Source organism: Arsukibacterium sp. (genome assembly GCF_018402695.1).
Taxonomy (GTDB): Bacteria; Pseudomonadota; Gammaproteobacteria; order Enterobacterales; family Alteromonadaceae; genus Alishewanella.
This window is the reverse complement of sequence record NZ_JAGYIM010000009.1, coordinates 11,767-37,939: the sequence shown is the minus strand read 5'-3', so window position 1 is coordinate 37,939 and position 26,173 is coordinate 11,767. Positions and strand designations below refer to the sequence as shown.

Below are 26,173 nucleotides of genomic sequence, written 5' to 3'. Positions count from 1 at the left end.
CTGCGGAATTATTCTGCTAATTGCACAAAAAACACCCGGTCAGTCATCTTAGTGTAAAAAAGATCTTGATCCTATTTGGCGGATCTCTATAATGCGCATCCACAGACGGGGCAGCGGTAACGCAGCAAACGACTGAGAAAGACTTCTGAGAATGGCGCAAGCGGTTCTCGCTTCATTACCAAGAGATTGGTTTGAAGCACGCTCTTTAACAATTAGCAATCAATTATCTGTGTGGGCACTTATAATGATGTTCGTGTAAACGAAACAAATCAGTATGAGTGACCAAGTTATAAAGATTTAGTCAGTAATGCTGAGCTGGAACTTCGGTTCCGAAAAAACTTTAATTGAAGAGTTTGATCATGGCTCAGATTGAACGCTGGCGGCAGGCCTAACACATGCAAGTCGAGCGGTAACATGCCTTCGGGTGATGACGAGCGGCGGACGGGTGAGTAATGTATAGGAAGCTGCCCGATAGAGGGGGATAACCACTGGAAACGGTGGCTAATACCGCATAATGTCTACGGACCAAAGTATGGGACCTTCGGGCCATATGCTATCGGATGCGCCTATATGGGATTAGCTAGTTGGTGTGGTAATGGCGCACCAAGGCGACGATCCCTAGCTGGTTTGAGAGGATGATCAGCCACACTGGGACTGAGACACGGCCCAGACTCCTACGGGAGGCAGCAGTGGGGAATATTGGACAATGGGCGCAAGCCTGATCCAGCCATGCCGCGTGTGTGAAGAAGGCCTTCGGGTTGTAAAGCACTTTCAGCGAGGAGGAAGGGGTTGTTGTTAATAGCAACAATTTTGACGTTACTCGCAGAAGAAGCACCGGCTAACTCCGTGCCAGCAGCCGCGGTAATACGGAGGGTGCAAGCGTTAATCGGAATTACTGGGCGTAAAGCGCACGCAGGCGGCTTTTTAAGTCGGATGTGAAAGCCCCGGGCTCAACCTGGGAATTGCATTCGATACTGGGGAGCTAGAGTATGTGAGAGGGGGGTAGAATTCCAAGTGTAGCGGTGAAATGCGTAGAGATTTGGAGGAATACCAGTGGCGAAGGCGGCCCCTGGCACAATACTGACGCTCAGGTGCGAAAGCGTGGGGAGCAAACAGGATTAGATACCCTGGTAGTCCACGCCGTAAACGATGTCTACTAGATGTTCGTGGTCTTGTACCGTGAGTATCGCAGCTAACGCATTAAGTAGACCGCCTGGGGAGTACGGTCGCAAGATTAAAACTCAAATGAATTGACGGGGCCCGCACAAGCGGTGGAGCATGTGGTTTAATTCGACGCAACGCGAAGAACCTTACCTACTCTTGACATCTACGGAAGTTAGCAGAGATGCTGATGTGCCTTCGGGAACCGTAAGACAGGTGCTGCATGGCTGTCGTCAGCTCGTGTTGTGAAATGTTGGGTTAAGTCCCGCAACGAGCGCAACCCTTATCCTTAGTTGCCAGCACGTAATGGTGGGAACTCTAGGGAGACTGCCGGTGATAAACCGGAGGAAGGTGGGGACGACGTCAAGTCATCATGGCCCTTACGAGTAGGGCTACACACGTGCTACAATGGTACGTACAGAGGGAGGCAAGCTGGCGACAGTGAGCGGATCTCATAAAGCGTATCGTAGTCCGGATTGAGTCTGCAACTCGACTCCATGAAGTCGGAATCGCTAGTAATCGTGAATCAGAATGTCACGGTGAATACGTTCCCGGGCCTTGTACACACCGCCCGTCACACCATGGGAGTGGGTTGCAAAAGAAGTAGGTAGCTTAACCTTCGGGAGGGCGCTTACCACTTTGTGATTCATGACTGGGGTGAAGTCGTAACAAGGTAACCGTAGGGGAACCTGCGGTTGGATCACCTCCTTACCTATAACGAGCTCGTTTTAAGTGCTCACACAGATGATTGATTGCATGAGATAGAGCAAATAAAGTTTAATGCGCGATATAGAGATATATAACGCAGGATGTTTTGCTTAGTGCGAGGCGACAGCCGAGCGAAAGAAGGAGTGTACTGAAGTACATGACTGATTGAGCGAGGTTGGCAACAAAGCAATAAGTAAAACAGACCAGTTAGACGGGTCTGTAGCTCAGGTGGTTAGAGCGCACCCCTGATAAGGGTGAGGTCGGTAGTTCGAGTCTACTCAGACCCACCAAATTTGATTGATGCTTCGTTGCTTCAACACTCACATACTTCAGTATGCTTCGTGTTAAAGCGCCTTGCCTGAATCAAATTTACCTTGTTAGAAGGGGGCCATAGCTCAGCTGGGAGAGCGCCTGCCTTGCACGCAGGAGGTCAGCGGTTCGATCCCGCTTGGCTCCACCACTTCTACTTTGTTCTAGCAAATTCAAATCAAAACGTTCTTAACAGAATGATTTGATTTGAGTTTATCTCAAACTGCTCTTTAACAATTTGGCAAGCTGATGTAAAAAGTAATAAAACAAGGTAAAGCAACCTTTGCGAAGGATGTTTTAGCCAGGGCAAGGCATACGACGAGCGAGTGAAGGAGTTGACGTAAGGTCAATGACTGAGCGAGTGAGGAAGTATAACGCAGCCATGGGTAAAACAGACCAGCAAGAATTGTGAACCTTACTCACAACTGTGCATTCCAAGACATCTTGGGGTTGTATGGTTAAGTGACTAAGCGTACACGGTGGATGCCTTGGCAGTCAGAGGCGATGAAGGACGTACTAACCTGCGAAAAGCTGTGGGAAGCCGGTAAGAGGCGTTAGACCCGCAGATATCCGAATGGGGAAACCCAGCGCATTTATGCGTTATCGTTACATGAATACATAGTGTAACGAGGCAAACCGGGAGAACTGAAACATCTAAGTACCCCGAGGAAAAGAAATCAACCGAGATTCCGTTAGTAGCGGCGAGCGAACGCGGATTAGCCCTTAAGCTGAATTGGTGTTAGTGGAATGTTCTGGAAAGAACAGCGATACAGGGTGATAGCCCCGTACACGACAATGCTTTTACAGTGAAAACGAGTAGGACGGGACACGTGGTATCCTGTTTGAACATGGGGGGACCATCCTCCAAGGCTAAATACTCCTGACTGACCGATAGTGAACCAGTACCGTGAGGGAAAGGCGAAAAGAACCCTTGTAAAGGGAGTGAAATAGAACCTGAAACCGTGTACGTACAAGCAGTGGGAGCCCCTTCGTGGGGTGACTGCGTACCTTTTGTATAATGGGTCAGCGACTTACATTCTGTAGCGAGGTTAACCGAATAGGGGAGCCGTAGGGAAACCGAGTCTTAACTGGGCGAATAGTTGCAGGGTGTAGACCCGAAACCGGGCGATCTCATCCATGAGCAGGTTGAAGGTTGAGTAACACTAACTGGAGGACCGAACCCACTACTGTTGAAAAAGTAGGGGATGACTTGTGGATCGGAGTGAAAGGCTAATCAAGCTCGGAGATATCTGGTTCTCCTCGAAAGCTATTTAGGTAGCGCCTCGAGCGAATACCATTGGGGGTAGAGCACTGAATGGGCTAGGGGTCATCCCGACTTACCAACCCCATGCAAACTCCGAATACCAATGAGTACTACTCGGGAGACACACGGCGGGTGCTAACGTCCGTCGTGAAAAGGGAAACAACCCAGACCGCCAGCTAAGGTCCCAAAGTAATGATTAAGTGGAAAACGATGTGGGAAGGCATAGACAGCTAGGAGGTTGGCTTAGAAGCAGCCACCCTTTAAAGAAAGCGTAATAGCTCACTAGTCGAGTCGGCCTGCGCGGAAGATGTAACGGGGCTAAATCATTCACCGAAGCTGCGGACTTGCACTTGTGCAAGTGGTAGAGGAGCGTTCTGTAAGCCGTTGAAGGTTATCCGGGAGGATGGCTGGAGGTATCAGAAGTGCGAATGCTGACATGAGTAACGATAAGGGGAGTGAAAAACTTCCCCGCCGAAAGACCAAGGGTTCCTATCCCATGCTAATCAGGGTAGGGTGAGTCGGCTCCTAAGGCGAGGCTGAAAGGCGTAGTCGATGGGAAACAGGTTAATATTCCTGTACCGGCCAATACTGCGATGGGGGACGGAGAAAGCTAGGCAGGCGCGGCGTTGGTAGTCCGCGTGAAAGTATGTAGGTTGGACGTTTAGGTAAATCCGGATGTCTAAGACTGAGATACGAGACGAGTGTCTAAGGACACGAAGCTGTTAACGCTATGCTTCCAGGAAAAGCCTCTAAGCTTCAGGTATTGGCGACCGTAACCTAAACCGACACAGGTGGTCAGGTAGAGCATACCAAGGCGCTTGAGAGAACTCGGCTGAAGGAACTAGGCAAAATAGTACCGTAACTTCGGGAGAAGGTACGCTCTTTGTTGTGAAGGACTTGCTCCGTAAGCAATAGAGAGTCGCAGTGACCAGCTGGCTGCAACTGTTTATTAAAAACACAGCACTCTGCAAACTCGCAAGAGGACGTATAGGGTGTGACACCCGCCCGGTGCCGGAAGGTTAATTGATGGGGTTAGCGCAAGCGAAGCTCTTTGATCGAAGCCCCGGTAAACGGCGGCCGTAACTATAACGGTCCTAAGGTAGCGAAATTCCTTGTCGGGTAAGTTCCGACCTGCACGAATGGTGTAATGATGGCCAGGCTGTCTCCAGCCGAGACTCAGTGAAATTGAAATTGCGGTGAAGATGCCGTATACCCGCGGCTAGACGGAAAGACCCCGTGAACCTTTACTATAGCTTGGCACTGAACATTGACCCTACATGTGTAGGATAGGTGGGAGGCTTTGAAGTTTGAACGCTAGTTCAGATGGAGCCGTCCTTGAAATACCACCCTTGTATGTTTGATGTTCTAACGTGGGCCCCTGAATCGGGGTTGCGGACAGTGTCTGGTGGGTAGTTTGACTGGGGCGGTCTCCTCCTAAAGAGTAACGGAGGAGCACGAAGGTTGGCTAAGTACGGTCGGACATCGTACGGTTAGTGTAATGGTAGAAGCCAGCTTAACTGCGAGACAGACACGTCGAGCAGGTACGAAAGTAGGTCATAGTGATCCGGTGGTTCTGTATGGAAGGGCCATCGCTCAACGGATAAAAGGTACTCCGGGGATAACAGGCTGATACCGCCCAAGAGTTCATATCGACGGCGGTGTTTGGCACCTCGATGTCGGCTCATCACATCCTGGGGCTGAAGTCGGTCCCAAGGGTATGGCTGTTCGCCATTTAAAGTGGTACGCGAGCTGGGTTTAGAACGTCGTGAGACAGTTCGGTCCCTATTCTGCCGTGGGCGTTGGATGATTGAGTGGAGTTGCTCCTAGTACGAGAGGACCGGAGTGAACGAACCGCTGGTGTTCGGGTTGTCATGCCAATGGCACTGCCCGGTAGCTATGTTCGGAACGGATAACCGCTGAAAGCATCTAAGCGGGAAGCCGGCCACAAGATGAGTCATCCCTTAGACTTCGAGTCTACTAAAGGGTCGTTGAAGACCACAACGTTGATAGGTGAGGTGTGGAAGCGTGGTGACACGTTAAGCTAACTCATACTAATTGCCCGAGAGGCTTAACCATACAACGCCCAAGATGTTTTAGAGCGCGAGAAAGCGTTTAGAAGTACAGTTGTGAGTAACTGAATATCAGCCTGCTAAGTTAAAGAACAGTAAACAGTTAATGCCTGGTGGCAATAGCGCTGTGGACCCACCTGATCCCATTCCGAACTCAGAAGTGAAACGCAGCTGCGACGATGGTAGTGTGGCATTCGCCATGCGAGAGTAGTACACCGCCAGGCTCCCAATTCAATAAAACAGCCCCTCTCGACAGAGCAGGGGCTTTTTTATTTGTCTCAAATAAAAGCTATCCAACGTCCGGCAATCAGTATGGCCAGCCACAGGAACAGTGAAATTAAGGCGCATATTTTTAAGATGGGGGCGACGGGCTGGCCAGCCAGGGCCGCTTGCCAGGCTGCTAGTCGGTGGACCAGTAGAATATTAATTAAGGCTAGGCCGAGTAAACCCAATTTCAGAATAAATGCATTATTCGCTAAATAATGCGCTGGCTGCACACTAAACAGCAATATTCCGGTGGTTATTGCCAGCAACAAGCCCACCGCTGCCAATCGGCGCAGCAGTGGGAAAAGTTCAGTCACTTGACGCTGTCGGATCACGCCAAGCAGCCGGAAATCCAATAAAACCATATTTCCGAGCACCAGGCCAACGCCGATGATATGTGTCGCGCTTATCAACGGATAGGCAATATCTGATTGGCGAAGCATCGAAGCTAACTCAGTATCACCCAGACTTAGCAGAAATGCGCGCAACACTGCATTTAGTCTTCACGAACTAACTGCGGGTAGAAAGTATATTGTTTGCCTTCTATAGTCGCTCTAACTGCTTTAATAATATGTTCGTCACTTTTAGCGGAGCGATGTCCACGTACTAACACGGTATCTCCGACATTAGCTGACCCTTCGACAAAGCCGGCATCGCGGGTTTGTCTTGGGTTGCCCAGGTCAACCTGCCAGGGGCCATCAGCTGTATCAATCATCAGGCGGGGGTGCGGTGGGCTGATTGATATCTCTGTGATAGTGCCGGTCATTTCAGTTTGTTTATCTTCTGCCCATGACCAGCCATGATGAGCTGTAGTACTAAAACTCAAAACTACCAGTAAGCTGAAGATAGCGGTGATGCACCTTTTTGCCAGGTTAATGTTCATGAAAAAACCTCACTTAGCTCTGTATTCAGAGTTTTAGTATATCCCGTTTAGCGGGCTGCGCCAGCGAGCTTAACCAGTGACTTTGCGTGAGGTCGTTAAGCAGAGCAGCATTTTTTGCGTTGTAGTCCGTTGGAGGCACGCTATAAATGTCGGCTGACATATAGACAAAGCAGCGAATTAAGCTAACACTGTATTAATTGTCAAAAGGAGTTGCGTGTGTCGCTTGCCCGGCTATTTAAACAAAAAACCTTTTCCAGCTGGTTAATTATCCTGGCCTCCAGCTTTATTTTTGCCAATGTGTTATTCGGTCTTGCTATGATCCTGAGCACCAGCAGCCTTGCTGGCTGGCAACTTGGTCTGCTGCTTAATCTCTCGCTTTGCATTTTTTTAGCCGGATTATTTTATGGCGTACAATGGCATCGGCGTTCACTTGCTACCACTGTGTTACAGGTAGATCATGCCATAAAACGGCTGGAAGAGCGGCTTGAACTTAGCCAGCGGGCTGATTTAATGCCCGACATCAGGCTGGAGAAGGTTAATGACCGGCTGTTAAATTATATCAGGCGCGATCATGAAGTGCGTCATCTGGTCAGAGTGCAGGGGCTTATTGATCACGAACTCGCCATTGGTAACCGCATTTTTTTTGAAAGTAAACTCCAGCATTTTTTAAGTGACGTCTCAGAAGAAGGTTCCGGGGCGCTTTTCATTGTCGAAGTTTCCCACCCGGGGCACAGTATCAGCCAGGTTAAACAGCTGGCATGTCTGAAGGCGTGTGTAGAAGTTATAAATAGTTATTGTGAGCCCTATCAGGACAGGATCCTGGCGCGTTTATCTGAAAATGATTTGGTGTTATTGCTGGCAGGTATTTCAGAAAAGGAAATGGCTAACCTGGCTGATACGCTGGTAGTAGCAATGGGCAGGGCCAATTGTTTTGCAAATTATTTAAATTCTGACTTTGTCCATATCGGTTATGTAGCTTATCAGCGGAACCAAACGACATATCAATTACTGTCTGAAGCCGATATGGCGCTGCGAACTGCGCAGCTTTATGGCCACAATAGTGCCTTTGGTTTTGAACCTGAGAAAAAACCTGCGGCCAAGGGGTCAGTCTGGTGGCGCTCTGAAATAACTAAGGCGCTGGCACAGCACCGCTTTAGCTTAAGCTTTCAGCCAGTGTTTTCATGGCAGGACCAGGAGCTGTTACAACAAGAAGTATTAGTGCGCTTGCAAAGCACGGAGGGCGAAAATATCCCTGCGGCGATATTTCTGCCCATGGCGTACAGCTGTGGTTTAACGTTACAAATTGACCAGCATGTGCTGCTGCGCGCGGCGAAGCTGGGTTCATTAGAAAGTCGCAGTGCTATCAGATGTAGCGTTAATATTAACGCTCATTCATTATTAAGCAAAGACTGGCAACAATGGCTGGAGCAGGCGGTGATAGCTGGCCAGCTCGATTCCTCCCAGTTAGCGCTGGAACTCACCGAACATCATTTGATTCGCTATTACGATAAATTGAAGCCGGTATTAGACAGAGTTATTAACCTGGGTTTCTCACTGGTCGTGGATCAGGTAGGCCTCACCATTGATATACCGCCATATGCAGATGATTTGGCAATTGAATCAGCGAAATTACATCCATCTGTTGTGCGTAATATTGACCAGCATCTGGAGCAGCAACTGTTTGTTCGGGGGCTGATATCTCACTTTTCCGAGCGAGGTATCCGGGTGATCGGTACCGGCGTCGAATTGGCTGCTGAGTGGCAAACGCTGCAAAAATTGGGCGTTGCTGGGGGGCAGGGGTTTTACTTCAGCCAACCGTTGCCGCAGACAATATCTGGTACTGTTGCTGATTAATTAATTGCCGGTAATATAAGCCAGCCAGGCCCTGTAACCCCCCGGTATGGAAAAAGCTAATCCGGCTGCCCGGGGCAAACTCACCTGCTGCTATCATCTGATAAAGTTTACATAACGCTCTGCCGGTGTAGACCGGCTCAAGCGCTATGTTGTGGTTAAGGGCAAATTCGCAGCAAAAGTCGATATGTTCAGCAGCACATTTTGCGTAACGCTGGTCCGGTGCTGTGGCTACTATGCGCCAGGGCGCGGGGTGGGCAGCGTTATTTTTGAGCAGGGCTGTTACCTTCACAGGCAGTGATGGGTCGTTAACCACCGCAAGTCCAATTATTTCGGACGAACTATTGCTGTGGACCTGCTGAGAGCGTGCTGTAATTAAACCGGCAAGTGTGCCCCCGCTGGCCGTAGCGGTCGCTATTACATCCGCCGGTCCTGCGGGAGTGTCAGTAAGATTCAAACCGGCAATACCACTAGCCCCCAACACAGAGCTGCCCCCTTCAGGGATAATCAGACAATCCGGATGGCGAAGTGCCAGCATGTTAAGAAAATCTGCCTGCTCTCGTTGCCGGTATGTCTGCCGGTCGGTGGCAATTAATGTCATACCTTTTGCCAGGCAAAACTGTAAGGTCGGATTTTGCCGATCAATAGTATCAGCCCGGACATACGCTGTTGCTTTAATATTGAACAATTCAGCGGCTGCAGCACAGGCTGCCAGATGGTTGGAGAAGGCGCCACCAAAAGTGACGAAGCCACGATATTGCTGTTGCTGAATCAACTTAATATGATATTGTAATTTCATCCATTTATTGCCGGATATCATTGGCTCAGCAGTCTTCGGGCAATATACCCAAAGCTCAACCCGGGTCTTTGCCAGCAGAGAGTCAGCTATCCGGTACCAGTGGGCAGAAAGACCTGCAAAGTCAGAGGTTGGTAATAACATAAAGCGGGATGGCAATTTTGAAATAGACGTTGCCAGTATTATAAACCGATATCAGGGTTAAATAGCATTAAGATGTTAGCCAAAGTATTGCAGCACATCAGATTTGGCCAGAATAATGCCGCAGGTATTGCTGTGTTGCATATTCGTGAGCATGAAATTCAACTGCTACTTCAGCCAGCCGAAGGTAAACCGCCGTCAGTTCAAGTGCAGCCTGTGCCACAGGGGAACTGGCAGCTGGCAATGCAGGACATACTGGCCAAAGTCAACAAATCGATGGCATTGACCCTGATTATCCCGCCGACTATGTATCAGATAATCCAACTGGAAAAACCCGCCATCGCCGAACAGGAATTATTAACCGCTTTACCGTGGCAAATAAAAGATCTGACGGATATCGCGTTGGAAGAGCTGGTACTTGATTACATCGATTTGCCGGCAGCGCCCGGGCAGCCCGCTAAAATTAATGTGGTGGTGAGTGTAAAAAGCCAGCTGCAGGAGCTGATAGCGCTTGTTAACCGTGACAAGCTCAACCTGCAGCAAATTCTGATAGAAGAGTGGTTAATTCATGAGCTGCTTGACTATGCTGATCATGCCGCCCTGGTATTAATGCACCAACCCGATCAAGACGTGCTATTACAGGTTATCCGGCAGGGCCAACTGCAGTTCTCCCGGCGGTTGCGCGGTTTTAACCGACTGCACCAATATTCTGACTCCGAGTTGCAGCAGGGGGTTTTTGATAACTTATTACTAGAAATTCAACGCTCTATGGACTACATCGAAAGCCAGCTTAAGTTGCCGCCGGTACGCAGTATTCATTTGTTATGTAGTGGCAGTGAACGAACTGATTTAGTACCGTTGTTTCACCAGGCCGGTTTCGGTCAGGTGCAGGCTTTGCAGCTTAAACCTGAGCTGCAGTGGGCTGCGGGCTTTGATGTAAATGAATTCTGGCCTGCAATTGCAGCAGCGAGCGCTGGCGGAGAGCCGGCAGTATGAAGCAGCGGATAAATTTGTACCAGGCTGGTTTAAAGCCAAAACAAGAAACAATGGCGCTGGCATCACTATTTGGTTTAGTTATGCTGGTGCTGACAATCAGTTTGCTGGCATGGGGGGGTATGCAATGGCAACAACGCCAGCAAATACAAATAAATAAACTGGCTGAACAGCAGTTGCAACGTCAGCAGGAACAGCTTGGCTTACTACAACAGGCGTTATTGCAGCGGCAGCCGGCGAAAGCCTTAGTTGTCGAGCGAGATCAGCTGCAACGTCGGGTCGAACAGCAAATTGCATTGCAACAGTACTTAACAGCGCAGCAGGTGCAAGCTGATTACGCCTATAGCGTAGTATTGCAACAATTGGTTGATGCCGATATTAGCAGTGTCTGGTTAACCCATTTTAAACTGCGGCCCGGCAGCAGTGAATTACAAGGCCTGACGTTAGCACCAGCGACAGTGCCTGGCTGGTTGGAAAGCCTGCGACATTTCAACTATTTTAAAGGCCAGCGTTTTAACGAGCTGCGCCTGACACAACTGCCTGAACAGCAGGCGGTCCAGTTCCACCTTATTGCTGAGCAGGGAGACTAAGCATGGCGAACTGGCAACAGCTGAATCAGCATTATCAGGCTTTACAGCAAAGAGAAAAACGGCTTATTTTTTTCGGCTCTGTAATCTTAGTTTTCTGGTTATTATTAATGTACCTGTTGGAACCTGCCTGGCAGCAACAACAGCAACTAACCGGACAACAACAAAAGTTACGTTTACAACAGCAGCAGGTGCAACAGCAGCTTGAGCTATTGCAGTTGCAGCTGGCAGTCGATATTGAACAACCTTTCCGCGATGAAATTGACCGACTGACACTGCAGCAGACTGAATTAATCAGCCAAAGACAGCAACAGAGTAGTTTGTTTATTGGCGCCGATCAGATGTTGGCGTTGCTGCGGGAAATTCTCGGCAAAAGCCAGCAGGTAAAACTAAAGTCACTGTCCACTTCGGCGGCGGTGCCGGTGGTACTGGCAGGCCAGCTGGTGGACGAGGCGCCTTTGTTATATCAGCATAAAACCACCCTGGTTGTCAGTGGTGCCTATCAGAATGTGCAACAACTGTTAAGTGAGCTGGAACAACTACCCTGGTTGGTGCAGTGGCAGCAGTTAGATTATCAGGTAACAAAGTATCCGTTGGCCGATATTAGGATTGAATTTATTACAGTGAGCGAGAATGAAAACTTTATTCAGCTATAGTGCTGCACTGTTACTGGCATTTACCAGCCAGGCTGACCCCACCCGGCCAGCCGCAGGCTACATTGATGTTTTCAGCAGTAACAATACGACGACAAGCCCTGCCAGCAGCTTGAAATTGCAAATAATTCAAAACAGCGATCAGGGTAAGGCCGCTACCATTAACGGCCAGTTTTTGCAGCTTGGTGATCAGTATCAGGGCTATACCCTTACCGATATCAGTACTACCGCGGTAGTATTGAGCCGGGGGGATGAACAACGCATTTTGCAGTTACATAATAAAACGATAAAAAATTATGATAGATAATACCCGCTATAAATTGTGTTTGATCAGCAGCATCTTATTGCTATCCGCTTGTCAGGCGCTGGAGCCAAATGCCGGCGCAGCAGCTGCCAAAAAAGCGTTACAACCGGCCGAGGTATCTCCAAAGCCCGCGCTGGCAGTGCCGGCGGCAGTAACTGAGGATTTGCTTGCCAGACCGCCTGCAGCAATAGCCAGCACAGAACCCCGGTTTAATGTGTCGGCCAGCGATGTGGCGCTGACAGACTTTTTTCACTCCATCGTTCACGACACCCCTTACAGTCTGGTGGTTCATCCCAGCGTCAGTGGCACAATCAGCCTGCAGCTGAAGCAGGTTACCCTGGCTGAAACCCTGGCTATTGTGCAGTCGTTGTATGGCTTTGATATCCGGCGCCATGGCATGGTATATCAGGTTTATCCTGCTGGTCTGCGTACGGAAACCATTGCAGTTAACTATTTAATGCTTGAGCGCAATGGGTTTTCCTCTATTTCGGTAAATTCAGGGGGGGTATCGCAGGATAATTCAAACCAGAATAACAATGGCCGCGGCAATCAGGGCCTGGCCAATAATAATCTGCAGAATAACCCCCTTGGCAACAACAATGGCCAGTTACAAAACAGTCAGCAACAATTTAATGGTAGCACCATCCAGAGTGAAAGCCGGACTGACTTCTGGCGTGATTTAAAAGAGGCAGTAGCAGGTGTGCTGGGCGAAGGTGAGCAACGGATGGTGGTAGTCAGCCCTCAGGCAGGCTTGGTTACTGTGCGGGGCATGCCAGATGAAATTGCCGCAGTCAAAGCCTTTCTGGGCCAGTCAGAACAGCAACTGCAACGCCAGGTAGTGCTGGAAGCAAAAATTATTGAAGTTACCTTAAGTGATGAGTATCAGCAGGGTATTAACTGGCAGAACGCCTTAGCCACCATTGGCTCTACCAGCTTTAATTTTACCACCTCCGGGGTTATTCCAAATAACCCGACCACCACCAATTTAGGCGGTGTAACGGCTATTTCGTTTAATAACGCCGACTTTAATGGCGTAATTAACTTGCTGGAAACACAGGGCAACGCTCAGGTCTTATCCAGCCCGCGGGTCACCGCAATGAACAACCAGAAAGCGGTGATAAAAGTAGGCCAGGATGAGTATTTTGTTACCGATGTGACCAGCAACACTACCATTGCCGGCACCGGTGCCACCACCACGTCTCCTAATATTTCGCTGCAGCCTTTTTTCTCGGGTATTGCGCTTGATGTGACGCCGCAGATAGATCAAAACGGTAGCGTAATTTTGCATGTTCACCCGTCCGTGACCGAAACGTCAGAGCAAAGTAAAACTATCCGCTTCAGCGATGAGCAAATAGTATTGCCGCTGGCACAAAGCAATATTCGCGAGTCAGATACCATTATAAAAGCCCAGAGTGGTGAAATTGTGGTCATTGGCGGCTTAATGCAAACGGTAACCAGTGACAGCGAATCGCGCACCCCGGTGCTGGGTGCAATACCGTTGCTTGGTCAGTTGTTTACCAGCAAAACTAAAACTGAACGTAAAAAAGAACTGGTGATCCTGCTTAAGCCCACCGTGGTGGGTACCGGGGTTTGGCAACAGCAGTTGCAACAGTCAGAGAAATTAATCACTGACTGGTATCCAGAGCAATAAGCTTATGTATGCTGCCCACTTTAATCTGGCCGCCCCGCCGTTTTCATTAACCCCCGATACCCGGTTTTATGTTGGCTTACCGCAACATGAAGCCGCATTGGCGGTATTGAATACGGCCTTAAATGCCGGCGAGGGCTTTATTAAAGTTACCGGTGAAGTGGGGACCGGTAAAACCTTGTTATGCAGATTGTTGTTAAAACAAGCGCCAGCTGACTGGCAATTGGCTTACCTGCCCGATCCCAGTGTAACGCCTACTGAACTGCGCTGGGCCCTGGCGGCAGAGCTGGGTCTGAAATACTCCGCTAATATCGACGCCAGTCAGTTGCTACAGTTGCTGCAGCGACAATTAATATTGCTGGCCCAGAGTGGCAAAAAAGTTATTCTGGTGATCGACGAAGCTCAGGCGCTGCCAGACGATACACTTGAATCACTGCGGTTGCTGACAAATTTAGAAACTGAACGCCGGAAACTGTTGCAAGTTGTCTTGTTCGGCCAACCAGAGCTGGATCAGCGGCTGGCCAGTCAGCAATTCCGCCAGTTACGCCAACGTATTTCCTTTGCTTATAAACTGCCAGTAATGTCGCCGGCGCAAATTCGCTTCTATGTCCGGCACCGCTTACAAACAGCAGGCGCAACACCGGCGTTATTTAATCGTTTTGCCTTACTGGCTATTAACCGTTACAGCCGGGGTATTCCCCGATTAGTTAATTTGCTGTCCCATAAAGGGCTGATGCTGGCGTACGGCGAGGGTAAAAGCAGGGTAACAGGCCGGCATATCCGCTTTGCCGCCCAGGATACTGAAGACACCCGCCGCGGTGCCTCACACTATTTATGGTTACTGACTGGTGCGGCAGTGTTTAGTGCTGCCTGCTTTGCCTGGGTGCTGCGATGAGCGTGATCAATAAAATGCTGCAGGATCTGGAGCAACGCCAGCAACCTCGGGTAACAGCAAGTTACAGACAAAAAGTTCCGCTGCCGCGCAGTAACAGTAAGTACGGCTTTATTTGGCTGGTGTTGCTGATGGTGCTGGTTTTGGGTGCTGCATTCTGGTTTAACAACAATAGTCAGCTGCAGGTAGAGCTTGCTGATGCCGGCAACAACGCGGCCGCTAATACAGCTAGTACAATTGGCGAGCACGCATCTGTAGCAGAGCAACGCCAGCTGGACGACACAGCCGGTGCGAAGCCTGCAGCTATTATGGCTGCCCTGTCGGTTGAACCGGCCGCTGCAGAAGGGGCTGCGCTAACCCGCACTGCGGCAAAGCCTGATAGTGCTGCTGAGCAGGCAGAGCTGGTTCTGGCGAAGCAAGTTCGGGCAACGCAGCATGTGGCATCACCAGCATCGCCTGACAACACGGCGCCCCGGCAGCCAACAGTTATTGCAGTGCAGGAAGCTGAATTGCCCGCCGCGGCCCGGCCCCAGGCTAGGGTCGATAAGCAGCCTCTGGATCCGGCAGCGCAGCAGCAGAATATGCAGCTACGGGCCAACGCCAGTGAAGCGGCAGGCGATACCAGCGGCGCCATTGTGATTTGGCAGCAAATTGTTGCCCGGCAACCGGCGGAGGCCAATGGTTATCTTAACCTGGCCAGGTTATGGTTAAAGCAGCAGCAAATTGTCAGTGCCAGCCAGGTTTTATTGCAGGCCCGGCAAAACGGGGTGCTCAGCGCAGAAATAAATATGCAGCTGGCGCAACTGGCAGTGCGCCAGGGCGAGTGGCAACAGGCGCTGACGTTTTTAGCTGATCAGTTTGAGCTGGCAGCAGAACCAGAGTATTTTGGTTTAAAGGCCACGGTATTACAGCAATTGCAGCAACATGATGCTGCTCTTAGTTTGTATCAGCGTTTGCAGCAATTGCAGCCTGAGCAGGGGCGCTGGAGCCTGGGTGCGGCACTGGCCAGTGAGCAACTCGGGCAGCCCTTGCAAGCGCACCAGTACTATCAGCATGCCTGGCAGTACCGCCAGGCACTGTCGGTAAGCAGTCACAATTTTATTCAGCAACGGCTAAAGGCAACAGAACCCTAGTATGCAAAAACCAAAGCTTAAAATGCGCCTGGGCGATTTGCTGGTGCACGAACACATTATTACTGAGGCCCAGCTTGAGCAGGCACTGGCCCGCCAGAAAAGTAGTGGTCGTAAGTTAGGCGCTACGCTTATCGAAATGCAGTTTCTGTCAGAGCAGCAGTTACTGCAGTTTTTGGCGCAGCAGTTACAGGTACCCTTTCTGGATATTGCCCAGCGCAAAATCGACCCGAAAGCGGCACAGTTACTGGCAGAAGTACATGCCCGGCGCTTCCGGGCCCTGGTTATTGAAGATATGGGTGACACTGTCTTACTGGGGATGAACGATCCGGCCGATTTAGCTGTGCTGGATCAGATAGCGCCGTTATTAGCACCGCGGGAAATTAAAATAGCGGTGGTGCGGGAAAGCCAGTTGCTGGAAGCCTTTGACTCGTTATACCGCCGTACAAAAGATATTGAAACCTTTGCCACCCAGCTTAAACAGGAGCACAGCGGCGATACCGAAGACGCCCTGCTGGCTGAAGAAAACCGGGAAGAAACCGACAACACCATTGCCAAGCTGCTGCGCTCAATTTTTGAAGATGCGGTGCAAGTGAAAGCGTCTGATATTCACATTGAACCCGATGAAAAAGTGCTGCGGATCCGCCAGCGGGTCGATGGTATTCTGCAGGAGAGTACCTTAAACGAAGTCAGTATCGCTGCGGCTCTGGTACTGCGCTTAAAACTGATGGCCAGCCTGGATATCTCAGAAAAACGGCTGCCACAGGATGGCCGTTTCCAGATTACCGTCAAGCAGCATAAAATCGATATCCGGATGTCAACCATGCCAGTGCAATACGGCGAGTCGGTGGTTATGCGGTTACTGGACCAGTCTGCCGGCTTATTGAAAATGGAAGATACCGGTATTCCCGGCCCAATGCTGGCCAGGCTGCGGCGTATTGTGCAAAGTCCGCATGGCATGATACTGGTCACTGGGCCGACCGGCTCGGGTAAAACCACTACTCTGTATGGCTTGCTGAGCGAGCTGAACCAGGCCGGCAGTAAAATAATTACCGTCGAAGACCCGGTTGAATACCGCTTGCCGCGGATCAATCAGGTACAGGTTAATCATAAAATTGGCCTGACGTTCAGTAATGTGCTGCGCACAACGTTGCGTCAGGACCCTGACATCATTATGGTCGGGGAAATGCGTGACCAGGAAACCGCTGAAATGGGTCTGCGCGGCGCGCTCACCGGCCACTTGGTGTTATCAACATTACACACCAACGATGCCGTATCCAGTACCCTGCGCTTAATTGATATGGGCGCGGCACCCTATCTGGTCGCCAGTGCGTTACGGGCCATTATCGCCCAGCGACTGGTGCGCCGGCTTTGTGATTATTGTAAAAAGCCGCATCAGCCCGATGAGCTGGAGCTGACCTGGCTACGCCATCACAAAGCCAGTGAACAGGCCAGTTACTGGCAGGGGGCCGGTTGCCAGTCATGTCACCATACCGGTTATAAGGGCCGGCTGGGTGTATTTGAGCTGCTGGTAATTAATAAACCGCTGGCCGATGCGCTGCGCCGCTCTGATATTGAAGGTTTCAGTAATCTGGCCTATCACAGCGCCGACTTTGTCAGCCTGGGCAATATGGCACTGGATTACGCCCAGCAGGGTGTGACCACACTGGAAGAAGTGATCAGGGTGTCTGAGTATCTGGAAACTGAGCCGCTGACACCGGATTTTAGCGCCGATGCGGCTGCAGTGGCAGAGGATAACTAAGCAATGGCCAGCTTTCAGTACAAGGCGCGCGATGCCAGCGGTAATGCCGTAACCGGCCAGTTAGAAGCCGGCAGTCAGGCGGCGGCGGCTGACATTCTGAAACAGCGGCGCTATATTCCACTAAGTATTGAAGCTGTTGTGGTGGCAGACAAAACAGCCGGCTTTGTGCTGTGGCAGGCGAAAGTCAGCCTGACTGAACTGATTATCTTCTCGCGTCAGATGTACTCACTGATGAAAGCCGGTATCCCAATAATCCGGGCCATTAAAAGTCTGGCAGAAAGCACCGGCTCGCCACGCTTACGCCAGGTAATGACCGATCTGGCCAGTGAACTGGAAAATGGCCGCAGTTTATCGGTGGCCATGGCGAACCACCCCAAAGTATTCAGCCGTTTAATTGTCAGCCTGGTGCATGTTGGTGAAAATACTGGCCGGCTGGATGAAGCGTTTTTACAGTTAACCTTTTATTTTGAGCAGGAACTGGAAACCCGCAAACAGATCAAGCAGGCCACCCGTTACCCTATTTTCGTATTAATTGCCCTGGTCATAGCCATGGTAGTACTGAATATTTTTGTTATTCCGCAATTTGCCAATATGTTTGCCCGCTTTAATGCCGAGCTGCCCTGGTCAACCCAGCTGTTGCTGGCCAGTTCATCGTTTTTTATTAACTTCTGGCCCCTGCTGCTGGTATTGTTATTGGGAGCGATTATCGGCATCAGCTTTTATTTGCAAACCCCCGCTGGCAGATTGCGTTGGGGCCGCTGGAAACTTAGAATGCCGATCATTGGCAGTATTATAAACCGGGCAACCCTCGGTCGCTTTGCCCGCAGCTTCTCGATGATGCTCAAAGCCGGGGTGCCAATCACGACGGCACTTAGCCTGGTTGCCGAAGCGGTCGATAACGACTATCTTGGAGATAAGATCCGGGAAATGCGGCGCAGTATTGAACGGGGCGAAAGCCTGCTCAGGGTAGCGCAGCAAAGCGAAATGTTTACTGATCTGGTGTTACAGATGGTATCAGTGGGCGAAGAGACTGGCCAGATGGATGAAATGCTGACCGAAGTGGCCGGTTTTTACGAGCGCGAAGTCGCGTTTGACTTAAAAAGCCTGACAGCGAAAATAGAACCGGTATTAATTGTCATTGTCGCCGCGATGGTATTGTTGCTGGCATTAGGGATTTTCACCCCAATGTGGGATATGCTGAACGCTTATAAAGGTGGTTAATAATTGACACAAAATAAGCTAATAACAATAAATAACGATATACTTAATTTTACAAGTGTCTGGGAGAAACCAATATGAAAAGACAAAATGGCTTTACGTTAATTGAACTGGTAATTGTAATTATTATTCTTGGCCTGTTGGCCGCCACCGCGTTACCACGTTTTTTAAACGTGACAGCGGAAGCCGAAGACGTGGCGGTAGAAGGTATTGCTGGTGGTTATGCTTCAGCGGTGGGCCTGGTACGGGCGCAGTGGGAGGTGGCAGGCCGGCCAGTTGGCAACGGCGGCGCACCAGGTCGCACTGTGGTTGATTACGATGGGATTAATATCGGTGTGGATGGCACCATTGGTTACCCATCAGGCAACCCGGAGACTAACACCCTCGTTACCAGTGTTGATGTAGATGACTGTTTATTCTTAATTAATAACTTGTTTCAGCAGCAATTGCGGGTTGATTCTGATTTTGACGCCGCAAACCAGCTGTTTGTCCGGGCCGATACTAATGTATGTTTTTATCATCAAACAGCTGGTCTGTCCGAAGCGCCTGCCGATACAGAGGATAACAACGGCTTTTCGTACAATGCGGCGACAGGCCAGGTCAATTTATTTTTAAACAAAAATAACTGAGTTCTAATTTAACCAAAGGTAGTAATAAATGAAACGTAATCAAGCAGGTTTTACATTAATTGAGTTAATTATTGTCATCGTTATTCTGGGTATTTTGGCCGTAACCGCTGCCCCGAAATTTTTAGACTTTAGTGGTGATGCCCGTAAATCTACTTTGACCGGAGTTAAGGGAGCACTTGAGTCTGCTAGCTCACTGATATACGGCAAGGCAATTATTGCAGGTCAACAATCTGCGGCGCTGTCATGTTTTGATGGGGCTGCAGTGGTCGCAGCGTCGAGTGATACTTGTCCCACAGGGAATACCGACGTAGTTTACGGCTACCCCGCAGCAGAGGCCGCGTCACTTCGTGCCGTTGCTGAGCTGGCTGCAGCAGAGTGGGACATTGACGTAACGGGTACCGAAGCGACAATTACGCCGGTTGGTTATGTTCCGTCAGATGATGAAGTCTGTGAAGTGACTTATGTTGAACCAGAAAGCGCAAATGTGAAACCTGAAATTACAGTTTCTGGCGACGGCTGCTAATAGCAGTAAGTTGTAATGAACAAATTCCAGCGTCACCTTGGCTTTACCTTAATAGAGCTTATTGTGGTGCTGGTTATTATAGGCGTGTTAGCAGTCACTCTGCTACCACGCTTTTTTTCTGGCGGTGGCACTAACGAATATTTATACCGCGACCAGGCGTTTAGTTTAATTCAGCGCCAGCAAATGCAGGCCATGCAATGCACCAATTGCCCACCCGCGGGCTTCCGGCTAGGCAGTTTCAGTATTAACCCGGCTGGAATTGATGATTGCGCCAACACCGCTACCGCATTATGTATCAGTGAACGTGACCGCAGCAGTATCCGGCTGCTGCCTGGCTCCTTTAATAACGACCTTTATTTTAATAATCTGGGCCAGCCGATAACCGCATCCGGTGTGCGTAGCTGTAACAGCGTCTGCCGGGTCAATGTCCTGGGTAGCGTTAACCTTGCCATCTGTATTGAGTATGAAGGGTATATTCACCGATGTTAGCCTGGCGCCAACGGGGCATTAGCCTGATAGAGCTGATTATCGGCATAGTGGTGCTGGCTATCGCACTTAGCCTGGTGACGGCCGTATTAGGGCCGCTATACATTAAAAGTACCGATCCCTGGCATCAGGTGCGGGCCACTGAGCTGGGCCAGAGCATGCTGAACGATATTATGGCCCGCTCTTTTGATCAGCAAAGCCCGCGCAGCGGCAGTGTGTTGCGCTGCGGGGAAAGTGGCGCGCCGGCCTGCACCGTGCAGAACGGCGATGGCAGCTGGCCGGCCGATGCCGGTGAAACCGCTGCTGATAACCGGCTGCGTTTTAATGATGTAGACGACTTTGATAACTTTACCGTCAATGGGTCGTTACTAACCAATATTCTGGCCGAAGACCTGGCTGATGTGTATCGCAATTATCAACTCAGCGTCAGCGTCAGTTATGCCACTGCTTCGGAAATCAGCGGTATCAGCCTGGCGGCCGATCAGGTAAAAGTGATTACTGTAACAGTCCGCACCCCAACCGGTAGCGAGTTGCAATTTAGCAGCTATAAGGGGAACTGGTAATGTGGCAAACAACACCGCAATGTCTGTCTGCAAAAAAGCCGGGCGGATTTACCCTGATTGAGCTCACCATTGTTATCGTGCTGTTGTCGGTGCTGGCACTGGGGGTTAGCAGCTATATTGGTCTGGGCGCCACCATGTACAGCGACGCGACAGAACGCGAGCAGGTGCTGAACCAAAGCCGCTTTGTTGCCGAGCGCTTACAGCGGGAATTACGAAATGCCGCCCCGAACAGTATCCGGACCAACGATGCTGCCTTACTGCGCTGTATAGAATTTGCGCCTATTGTTGCCAGTGGCGTGTATTTACAGGCGCCGGTAGCGCCGGACGCCGGCAACGAATTGCAACTGGCGATGCTGAACTGGCAGAGTGACTATCTGAACCTGCCATTTACTATTTACCCGCGCGAGCTGGCCGATATATATGGCACCACTGGCAGCACTATCACCCTTAGCGGCAACGAGCCGGACGATGGCGATGGCAATAGTGCCACCCGCACCGTGCAGCTGAGCAGTAGCCATAGTTTCCCGTTAGACTCGCCCGAAAAGCGGTTTTACCTGCTGGCCGAAAGCCCGGTTAGTTACTGCTTTAACGGGGTAGATGGCAGTATTCGCCGCTATAGCGATTACAGTTATAATGCAGCCCAGCCATTGCCTCCTGTTGGCAGTGCGGCCTTAATGGCCAGCGATGTGCAGCAGGTCCGTTTTGCCGTAAACGACGCGGTGTTAACCCGTAACAGCGTGGTTAATTTATTGCTGCAGTTTGGCCAGAGCCCGGCCAGTGATATGTTTTTTAACTATGAGGTACATATTCCCAATGTCCCTTAAACTGGCGTCAACTAAAACATCGCAACAAGGCAGCGCGCTGGTGGTGGCGGTATTTATTATCGTGGTGATGCTGGCGATAGTGCTGGCCTTGTCCCGTATTTTATTAAGCAGCAGCGACAGTGTCGTATACGAAGTACAGGGCACCCGGGCCTTGTTTGCGGCGCAAAGCGGCATGGAACTAGCGTTAACCGAATTATTTCCGCGCAGCGGCACTGCTAATTGCAGCAACTGGACCTTTAATTTTGCCACGGCCGGGTTAACCGGCTGCGAAGCGCAGGTGCAATGTACCGCCCAGGCCATTGCCAGCCCGCAACTAAGTCAGCTTTACCAACTGCAAAGCACCGCCAGTTGTAATGCCAATGAATTTATTACCAGTAGAAGCATTGAACTGGAGGTCAGGCAATGAGGTGGTTGTTAGCAAGCTTGATATTGTTATTTAGCGCACAGGCCATGGCGATTGATTGCAGTGATATATGGACGCAGGGACTTAAATCGGATTCAGATGTACCAACGGTTGTTAACTTTGACCCGGTTAATCCCATCGACTTAACATCTGAGGTGGCCTCGCAGCCCCTTGTTAGTGGTGACTATCAGCTTGCCAGTGGTCGATGGTCAAACGATATCACGACGACATCAACGACAACCAGAATTTTTGTCGACGGCAACTTAACCATAGCGGGGCGTACACTCATTAACTGGGGTAATACACCAGCGAATTTAATCTTGATTGTTACCGGAACATTGACGCTTGAAAACAATGCCAAAATCAGTGGATTTATTTTAGCCGGTAAAACAGTGACTCTTGGTAACAGTGCCAACACAGAAATAACCGGTGCTCTCACAACCAAAGGCTCGATAACCGGGGGTAATAATGTAGTTATTAATTACCAGCCGGACGCTATCAGTCAGTTGCAAGCTGGCGTATTGTGCGGCGCCCCGACTTTGCTGCCAATGGCCGAATACCGCTTTGACCAATACAACTGGGATGGCAGCACAGACGAAGTTGCCGACAGTATTGGCAGTAATAACGGACAGGCAATTAATACGACAACTATTGGTGAAGGGCAGATTTGCCGGGCCAGTGACTTCACTGGTAACGGTTATATCAGTCTGGATGACTTATCAGTGTTGGGCGGCACTGCCTCGCTCAGCTTTTGGATTAACACCACGGCCAGCGGCAATAATACCGGCTGGCAGGCGCCCGCGGTGGCAGGTGTTGAACAAACTGGCGGCACCAACGATATTTTCTGGGGCTGGCTGGATGCCAGTGGCCGGATTGGCCTGACTAAGGGTAATGACTTCGCAGCAACCAAATCAACGGTAGCGATTAATAATGGTGAGTACCGGCATGTGGTGCTGACCCGCAACGCCAGTAGCGGCGCGTTTCAGATTTTTATTGATGGTGAGCTGGATAACAGCGGCACCCTTGCATCTCAGCAGGGTATCGTCACTACGCCTTTTAATGATCTGGGCCGGGTGTTGCATACCGATGGTACTGACGTTAACTTGTTAACAGCTGCCCTGGATGAAGTGCAGGTTTATGATCGGGTACTGAATGCCAGCCAGGTGCAGCAGTTATATCAGCAGCAAAGTGAGCAGCGGGATGCTGATGGTACGGTCCGGCTTTGTCCGGCTGAGCCCTTGCAATGCCTGGCCGACGATTTTGCCGATGATCTGGCGGACTGGGTAACAGCCAGCAGTCGGGGAACCTTTACGCCAGGTATTGTTGACGGCCGGCTGCGAATGACCCAGGCTGTCACCAATCAGGCAACGTCAGCAACTTTTCAGCGCTTGTATCCCGCTGAAAACAATCTGGTCGTTATTGAATTTGATTACTGGGCCTATGGTGGCAGTGGTGCTGATGGTCTGGCAGTAGTGTTATCTGATGCAACAGTAACGCCTCAGCCCGGTGCCTTTGGCGGGCCACTGGGTTATGGTTATAAGCCCGGTATTCCGGGGTTTGCCGGCGGCTGGTTAGGCTTTGGCCTGGACGAGTTTGGTAACTTTTCAAGAGAGGGTGGTCCTGGTGGTCCAGGCCGCAGGCAACAGAGTGTGGTGGTAAGAGGGTCAGGTGAGGGCACCACAGGTTATCGTTATTTGCGTGGTACCTGTAATAATGGCGCAACCAATCCGGCTGGTGGTTGCCTGAGCCCCAGGGTAGATGGCAATGCGGCAAGCCCGCACCGTTATCGCTTTACCGTTGACTCCAGAGCTGCCGACACTACGTTGGTATCTGTTGAACGGGATCATGGTACAGGTTTTATTACCCTGATTGCACCATTTGATGTTCGCAGCGAACCAAGCCAAGCTGCCACTCCGGAAAACTTCTTTTTGTCGCTGACCGGTTCAACCGGCGGCTCGACCAATATCCATGAGCTTGATAACATCAGTATTTGTGCCTTGCGCTCGTCGCCGGTCGGCCAGCAAATTGATCATTTTGAATTTGATCACAGCGGTCAGGCGTTAACCTGCAAGCCGGAAACCTTAACGGTGCGGGCCTGCGCTAATGCGGATTGCAGCCAGCTTGTCACCGAGCCGGTAACGGCGACCTTAAGCCCCGCCACTGTTGCCAGCGGGGGCTGGGTGGGGGGCAATGTAATCAATTTTGCCGGTGGTACTACTACTGTTGATTTACGGCGCAATGCAGCCGGCAATACCCTGGTAGGGGTCAGTGGTTCGGTACCCGGCACCCGGCCACTGAGCCAGACTTTATGCCGTGCTGGCAGCGGCCCGTTAACCACCGCGGCCTGTAATATCAATTTTGCCAGTGCCGGCCTGGTATTTAGTGTGGCTGATGGTATTGCCAATCAGCCGGCAACGGATATCATGGTGGCGGCAGTAAGACAAAGCGATGTCAGCCAGCAGTGTGTGCCGCAGTTTGCCGATGTCAGCCGCAATGTCGGCTTCTGGAGCAGTTATATTGACCCCGGGCCAGCAGAACGGCCAGCATCGCTACCGCTGCAGGTTAACGGCAGTAATATTGGGGTTACTGAGGGCAGTTCTACTCCGTTGCTGCTTGATTTTGACGAAAACGGCGAGGCGCTTATCAGTGTTAATTATGCCGATGCCGGTCAGGTGCAGCTCAATGCCCGTTACAGTGGCAGTGCTGCCAATGACGATAGCGGGCTGGTACTCAATGGCAGCGATCAATTTATCCGCCGCCCGGCAGGCTTATGTATCAGCAATGAGGGCCATTGCCCGGCAGCCGATGCCAGTTGCCCGGTGTTTAAGCTGGCCGCAGAGTCGTTCCCGCTGACGATCAGTGCCCATGCCTGGCAGGAGGGCAGTACTGATATTTGTGCTAACCCGGTAACCCCGAACTTTCAGCAGGCTGATATTGGCCTTAATCATACCCTGATTGCGCCAGCCGGTGAGCCCGGAACCCTGGGGCAGCTCAGTTACAGGCATCAACGTGCTGTTAACAGCCAAACCGTAATTGAACAAAGCGTAGCAGAAGTCGGGGTGTTCAGATTTAATACTGCGCCGGTCAATTACTTAACCATGACCGACCCGGTGCCGGCGGGTACTGGCCAACCGAGTGGTCGGTTTGTGCCAGCCGACTTTGCTGTCAGCGATATCAGCAGCAGCCCGGCCTGCGGCAGCTTCAGCTATATGCAGCAACCCTTTGCCCTGGGCTTCACCTTAACGGCACGCAATGCACTGGGGCAGCGTACCCGGAATTACTACGGTGATTTTGCCAATACCAGCTTATTATTGCAGGCAGAAAATGCGGACGATGCTATCGATTTGACTGGCCGAATCAGTAGCAGTGGCTTTGGAAACTGGACCGAGGGCCGTCAATCGTTCAGCACCACTGAGCTGCGAATTAACCGCCAGCCTGGCGGCGCAGCTGACGGCCCTTATTCCGAGCTTACTGTGGCGCTAAATGTTATTGACGCCGATGGCAGCCTGGTTGCCAACCCGGACACCAACGTCAGTAATATCGATTGTGCGGCGGACAATAGCTGCAATGCTGCGGCGCTGCTGCTGACGGATATCCGCTATGGCCGGATGCAAATGGCCAATGGTTTTGGCCCCGAATTTGACGACTTACCGGTTAATTTAACTGCTGAGTACTGGGACGGCAGCCGGTTTACCGGCAACAGTGCAGATAGTTGCAGTGTTATCAGCGCTGCCAGTTTGAATTTAAGCAGTACTCTGACCAGCGCCGTCGCCAATGCGGCTGCGCTGAGCAGTGGCAAAACGCCAACCGACGGCTTATTACTGCTAGCCCCGGACGAACCAGGGGTAGTGGGGGCGACCTATCAGGTACCGGTTTGGCTGCAATATGACTGGAATGACGATGGCAACTATAATAACTCGCCGCTGGCTGAGTTTATCTTTGGTCGCTATCGTGGCAACCCGCGGCAAATCTACTGGCACGAACGCTTTTAGCCATTAACCGCCGACGCTTTGCTAAGTAAGCACTGGCTACGCCGCCACATAGCGCGCTAAGGCTGATTAATTTCTGAAAAATGTCACAAAAGGCTATTTTCTTGGCATAGACTTACTTAG

Annotated in this window: 20 protein-coding genes, 2 tRNA genes and 3 rRNA genes; 22 read left to right on the top strand and 3 right to left on the bottom strand. The window is 50.8% G+C overall.

All coding sequences use genetic code 11. The features are described 5' to 3' along the window. Positions 1–341 precede the first annotated feature (341 nt). The 5 genes from KG631_RS02185 to rrf all read left to right on the top strand — a co-directional run bounded on the left by KG631_RS02185 (position 342) and on the right by rrf (position 5,735). Positions 342–1,872 (top strand): 16S ribosomal RNA (locus KG631_RS02185). A 210-nt stretch (positions 1,873–2,082) separates the two neighbouring features. Further along, positions 2,083–2,159 (top strand) — tRNA-Ile (locus KG631_RS02180). 94 nt (positions 2,160–2,253) lie between these two features. Beyond that, a tRNA-Ala gene (locus tag KG631_RS02175) sits at positions 2,254–2,329 on the top strand. 305 nt (positions 2,330–2,634) lie between these two features. After that, positions 2,635–5,518 (top strand): 23S ribosomal RNA (locus KG631_RS02170). A 102-nt stretch (positions 5,519–5,620) separates the two neighbouring features. Then, positions 5,621–5,735, top strand: a 5S ribosomal RNA gene (rrf, locus tag KG631_RS02165). The 16S, 23S and 5S rRNA genes sit together here with 2 tRNA genes alongside, the layout of an rRNA operon. Positions 5,736–5,789: 54 nt before the next feature. On the opposite strand, the gene KG631_RS02160 is transcribed toward rrf, so the two are convergent. Both KG631_RS02160 and KG631_RS02155 read right to left on the bottom strand, forming a co-directional pair. After that, on the bottom strand, positions 5,790–6,266 hold the full coding sequence (locus KG631_RS02160) for a DUF6644 family protein (protein ID WP_213995034.1): 477 nt from the start codon (positions 6,264–6,266) through the stop codon (positions 5,790–5,792). A 5-nt stretch (positions 6,267–6,271) separates the two neighbouring features. Further along, positions 6,272–6,658, bottom strand: a complete 387-nt coding sequence (locus KG631_RS02155) for a DUF6152 family protein (RefSeq protein WP_213995033.1) — start codon at positions 6,656–6,658, stop codon at positions 6,272–6,274. Between the two features lie 216 nt (positions 6,659–6,874). Between KG631_RS02155 and KG631_RS02150 the strand changes: the two genes are divergently transcribed. Then, positions 6,875–8,512, top strand: coding sequence for an EAL domain-containing protein (locus tag KG631_RS02150; protein ID WP_213995032.1), 1,638 nt, complete (start codon positions 6,875–6,877; stop codon positions 8,510–8,512). Here KG631_RS02150 and KG631_RS02145 read toward each other — a convergent pair. Further along, positions 8,466–9,449 (bottom strand): pyridoxal-phosphate dependent enzyme, encoded by a 984-nt coding sequence (locus KG631_RS02145; protein WP_213995031.1) that lies wholly within the window; start codon positions 9,447–9,449, stop codon positions 8,466–8,468. The genes KG631_RS02150 and KG631_RS02145 overlap by 47 nt on opposite strands. Before the next feature lie 72 nt (positions 9,450–9,521). Here KG631_RS02145 and KG631_RS02140 point away from each other — a divergent pair, with 72 nt between their 5' ends. The 16 genes from KG631_RS02140 (at position 9,522) to KG631_RS02065 (ending at position 26,053) form a co-directional block, all read left to right on the top strand. Next, positions 9,522–10,442, top strand: coding sequence for a hypothetical protein (locus KG631_RS02140; RefSeq protein WP_213995030.1), 921 nt, complete (start codon positions 9,522–9,524; stop codon positions 10,440–10,442). Then, a complete protein-coding gene (locus tag KG631_RS02135) occupies positions 10,439–11,029 on the top strand; it encodes a PilN domain-containing protein (RefSeq protein ID WP_213995029.1) in 591 nt (196 codons plus the stop codon). Before KG631_RS02140 ends, KG631_RS02135 begins: the two co-directional genes overlap by 4 nt. 2 nt (positions 11,030–11,031) lie before the next feature. Continuing rightward, the gene (gene gspM, locus KG631_RS02130; protein ID WP_213995028.1) at positions 11,032–11,682 is read left to right on the top strand and encodes a type II secretion system protein GspM; all 651 of its coding nucleotides are present in this window, start codon (positions 11,032–11,034) and stop codon (positions 11,680–11,682) included. Then, positions 11,660–11,986: a hypothetical protein gene (locus KG631_RS02125; protein WP_213995027.1), complete on the top strand. Its 327-nt coding sequence runs from the start codon at positions 11,660–11,662 to the stop codon at positions 11,984–11,986. The genes gspM and KG631_RS02125 overlap by 23 nt, the downstream gene beginning before the upstream one ends. Further along, the gene (gene mshL, locus KG631_RS02120) at positions 11,976–13,634 is read left to right on the top strand and encodes a pilus (MSHA type) biogenesis protein MshL (RefSeq protein WP_213995026.1); all 1,659 of its coding nucleotides are present in this window, start codon (positions 11,976–11,978) and stop codon (positions 13,632–13,634) included. Before KG631_RS02125 ends, mshL begins: the two co-directional genes overlap by 11 nt. A 4-nt stretch (positions 13,635–13,638) precedes the next feature. Further along, the gene (locus KG631_RS02115; RefSeq protein ID WP_213995025.1) at positions 13,639–14,526 is read left to right on the top strand and encodes an AAA family ATPase; all 888 of its coding nucleotides are present in this window, start codon (positions 13,639–13,641) and stop codon (positions 14,524–14,526) included. Continuing rightward, entirely contained in the window at positions 14,523–15,656 is a 1,134-nt protein-coding gene (locus KG631_RS02110) for a hypothetical protein (RefSeq protein WP_213995024.1), read from the top strand. The genes KG631_RS02115 and KG631_RS02110 overlap by 4 nt, the downstream gene beginning before the upstream one ends. A gap of 1 nt (position 15,657) precedes the next feature. Further along, on the top strand, positions 15,658–17,415 hold the full coding sequence (locus KG631_RS02105) for a type II/IV secretion system protein (protein WP_213995023.1): 1,758 nt from the start codon (positions 15,658–15,660) through the stop codon (positions 17,413–17,415). A gap of 3 nt (positions 17,416–17,418) precedes the next feature. Beyond that, positions 17,419–18,636: a type II secretion system F family protein gene (locus KG631_RS02100; RefSeq protein ID WP_213995022.1), complete on the top strand. Its 1,218-nt coding sequence runs from the start codon at positions 17,419–17,421 to the stop codon at positions 18,634–18,636. Between the two features lie 74 nt (positions 18,637–18,710). Beyond that, positions 18,711–19,262 (top strand): prepilin-type N-terminal cleavage/methylation domain-containing protein, encoded by a 552-nt coding sequence (locus KG631_RS02095; protein ID WP_213995021.1) that lies wholly within the window; start codon positions 18,711–18,713, stop codon positions 19,260–19,262. A 28-nt stretch (positions 19,263–19,290) separates the two neighbouring features. Then, a complete protein-coding gene (locus KG631_RS02090; protein WP_213995020.1) occupies positions 19,291–19,785 on the top strand; it encodes a prepilin-type N-terminal cleavage/methylation domain-containing protein in 495 nt (164 codons plus the stop codon). A 15-nt stretch (positions 19,786–19,800) separates the two neighbouring features. Next, positions 19,801–20,274 carry a type II secretion system protein gene (locus KG631_RS02085; RefSeq protein WP_213995019.1) on the top strand — a complete coding sequence of 158 codons (474 nt, stop codon included), beginning with the start codon at positions 19,801–19,803 and terminating at the stop codon, positions 20,272–20,274. Further along, positions 20,268–20,834, top strand: coding sequence for a prepilin-type N-terminal cleavage/methylation domain-containing protein (locus tag KG631_RS02080; protein ID WP_213995018.1), 567 nt, complete (start codon positions 20,268–20,270; stop codon positions 20,832–20,834). Before KG631_RS02085 ends, KG631_RS02080 begins: the two co-directional genes overlap by 7 nt. Beyond that, positions 20,834–21,658 (top strand): type II secretion system protein, encoded by an 825-nt coding sequence (locus tag KG631_RS02075; protein ID WP_213995017.1) that lies wholly within the window; start codon positions 20,834–20,836, stop codon positions 21,656–21,658. The genes KG631_RS02080 and KG631_RS02075 overlap by 1 nt, the downstream gene beginning before the upstream one ends. Then, entirely contained in the window at positions 21,648–22,064 is a 417-nt protein-coding gene (locus KG631_RS02070) for a pilus assembly PilX N-terminal domain-containing protein (RefSeq protein ID WP_213995016.1), read from the top strand. The genes KG631_RS02075 and KG631_RS02070 overlap by 11 nt, the downstream gene beginning before the upstream one ends. Further along, positions 22,061–26,053, top strand: coding sequence for a DUF6701 domain-containing protein (locus tag KG631_RS02065; RefSeq protein ID WP_213995015.1), 3,993 nt, complete (start codon positions 22,061–22,063; stop codon positions 26,051–26,053). The genes KG631_RS02070 and KG631_RS02065 overlap by 4 nt, the downstream gene beginning before the upstream one ends. Positions 26,054–26,173: the final 120 nt, after the last annotated feature.

What these genes read in the sequence shown, in the direction of transcription:
- KG631_RS02155 (WP_213995033.1), bottom strand. Translation starts at nt 6,658, where the DNA reads ATGAACATTAACCTGGCAAAAAGGTGCATCACCGCTATCTTCAGCTTA.
- KG631_RS02145 (WP_213995031.1), bottom strand. Translation starts at nt 9,449, where the DNA reads ATGTTATTACCAACCTCTGACTTTGCAGGTCTTTCTGCCCACTGGTAC.
- KG631_RS02140 (WP_213995030.1), top strand. Translation starts at nt 9,522, where the DNA reads ATGTTAGCCAAAGTATTGCAGCACATCAGATTTGGCCAGAATAATGCC.
- KG631_RS02135 (WP_213995029.1), top strand. Translation starts at nt 10,439, where the DNA reads ATGAAGCAGCGGATAAATTTGTACCAGGCTGGTTTAAAGCCAAAACAA.
- gspM (WP_213995028.1), top strand. Translation starts at nt 11,032, where the DNA reads ATGGCGAACTGGCAACAGCTGAATCAGCATTATCAGGCTTTACAGCAA.
- KG631_RS02125 (WP_213995027.1), top strand. Translation starts at nt 11,660, where the DNA reads ATGAAAACTTTATTCAGCTATAGTGCTGCACTGTTACTGGCATTTACC.
- mshL (WP_213995026.1), top strand. Translation starts at nt 11,976, where the DNA reads ATGATAGATAATACCCGCTATAAATTGTGTTTGATCAGCAGCATCTTA.
- KG631_RS02115 (WP_213995025.1), top strand. Translation starts at nt 13,639, where the DNA reads ATGTATGCTGCCCACTTTAATCTGGCCGCCCCGCCGTTTTCATTAACC.
- KG631_RS02110 (WP_213995024.1), top strand. Translation starts at nt 14,523, where the DNA reads ATGAGCGTGATCAATAAAATGCTGCAGGATCTGGAGCAACGCCAGCAA.
- KG631_RS02105 (WP_213995023.1), top strand. Translation starts at nt 15,658, where the DNA reads ATGCAAAAACCAAAGCTTAAAATGCGCCTGGGCGATTTGCTGGTGCAC.
- KG631_RS02100 (WP_213995022.1), top strand. Translation starts at nt 17,419, where the DNA reads ATGGCCAGCTTTCAGTACAAGGCGCGCGATGCCAGCGGTAATGCCGTA.
- KG631_RS02095 (WP_213995021.1), top strand. Translation starts at nt 18,711, where the DNA reads ATGAAAAGACAAAATGGCTTTACGTTAATTGAACTGGTAATTGTAATT.
- KG631_RS02090 (WP_213995020.1), top strand. Translation starts at nt 19,291, where the DNA reads ATGAAACGTAATCAAGCAGGTTTTACATTAATTGAGTTAATTATTGTC.
- KG631_RS02085 (WP_213995019.1), top strand. Translation starts at nt 19,801, where the DNA reads ATGAACAAATTCCAGCGTCACCTTGGCTTTACCTTAATAGAGCTTATT.
- KG631_RS02080 (WP_213995018.1), top strand. Translation starts at nt 20,268, where the DNA reads ATGTTAGCCTGGCGCCAACGGGGCATTAGCCTGATAGAGCTGATTATC.
- KG631_RS02075 (WP_213995017.1), top strand. Translation starts at nt 20,834, where the DNA reads ATGTGGCAAACAACACCGCAATGTCTGTCTGCAAAAAAGCCGGGCGGA.
- KG631_RS02070 (WP_213995016.1), top strand. Translation starts at nt 21,648, where the DNA reads ATGTCCCTTAAACTGGCGTCAACTAAAACATCGCAACAAGGCAGCGCG.
- KG631_RS02065 (WP_213995015.1), top strand. Translation starts at nt 22,061, where the DNA reads ATGAGGTGGTTGTTAGCAAGCTTGATATTGTTATTTAGCGCACAGGCC.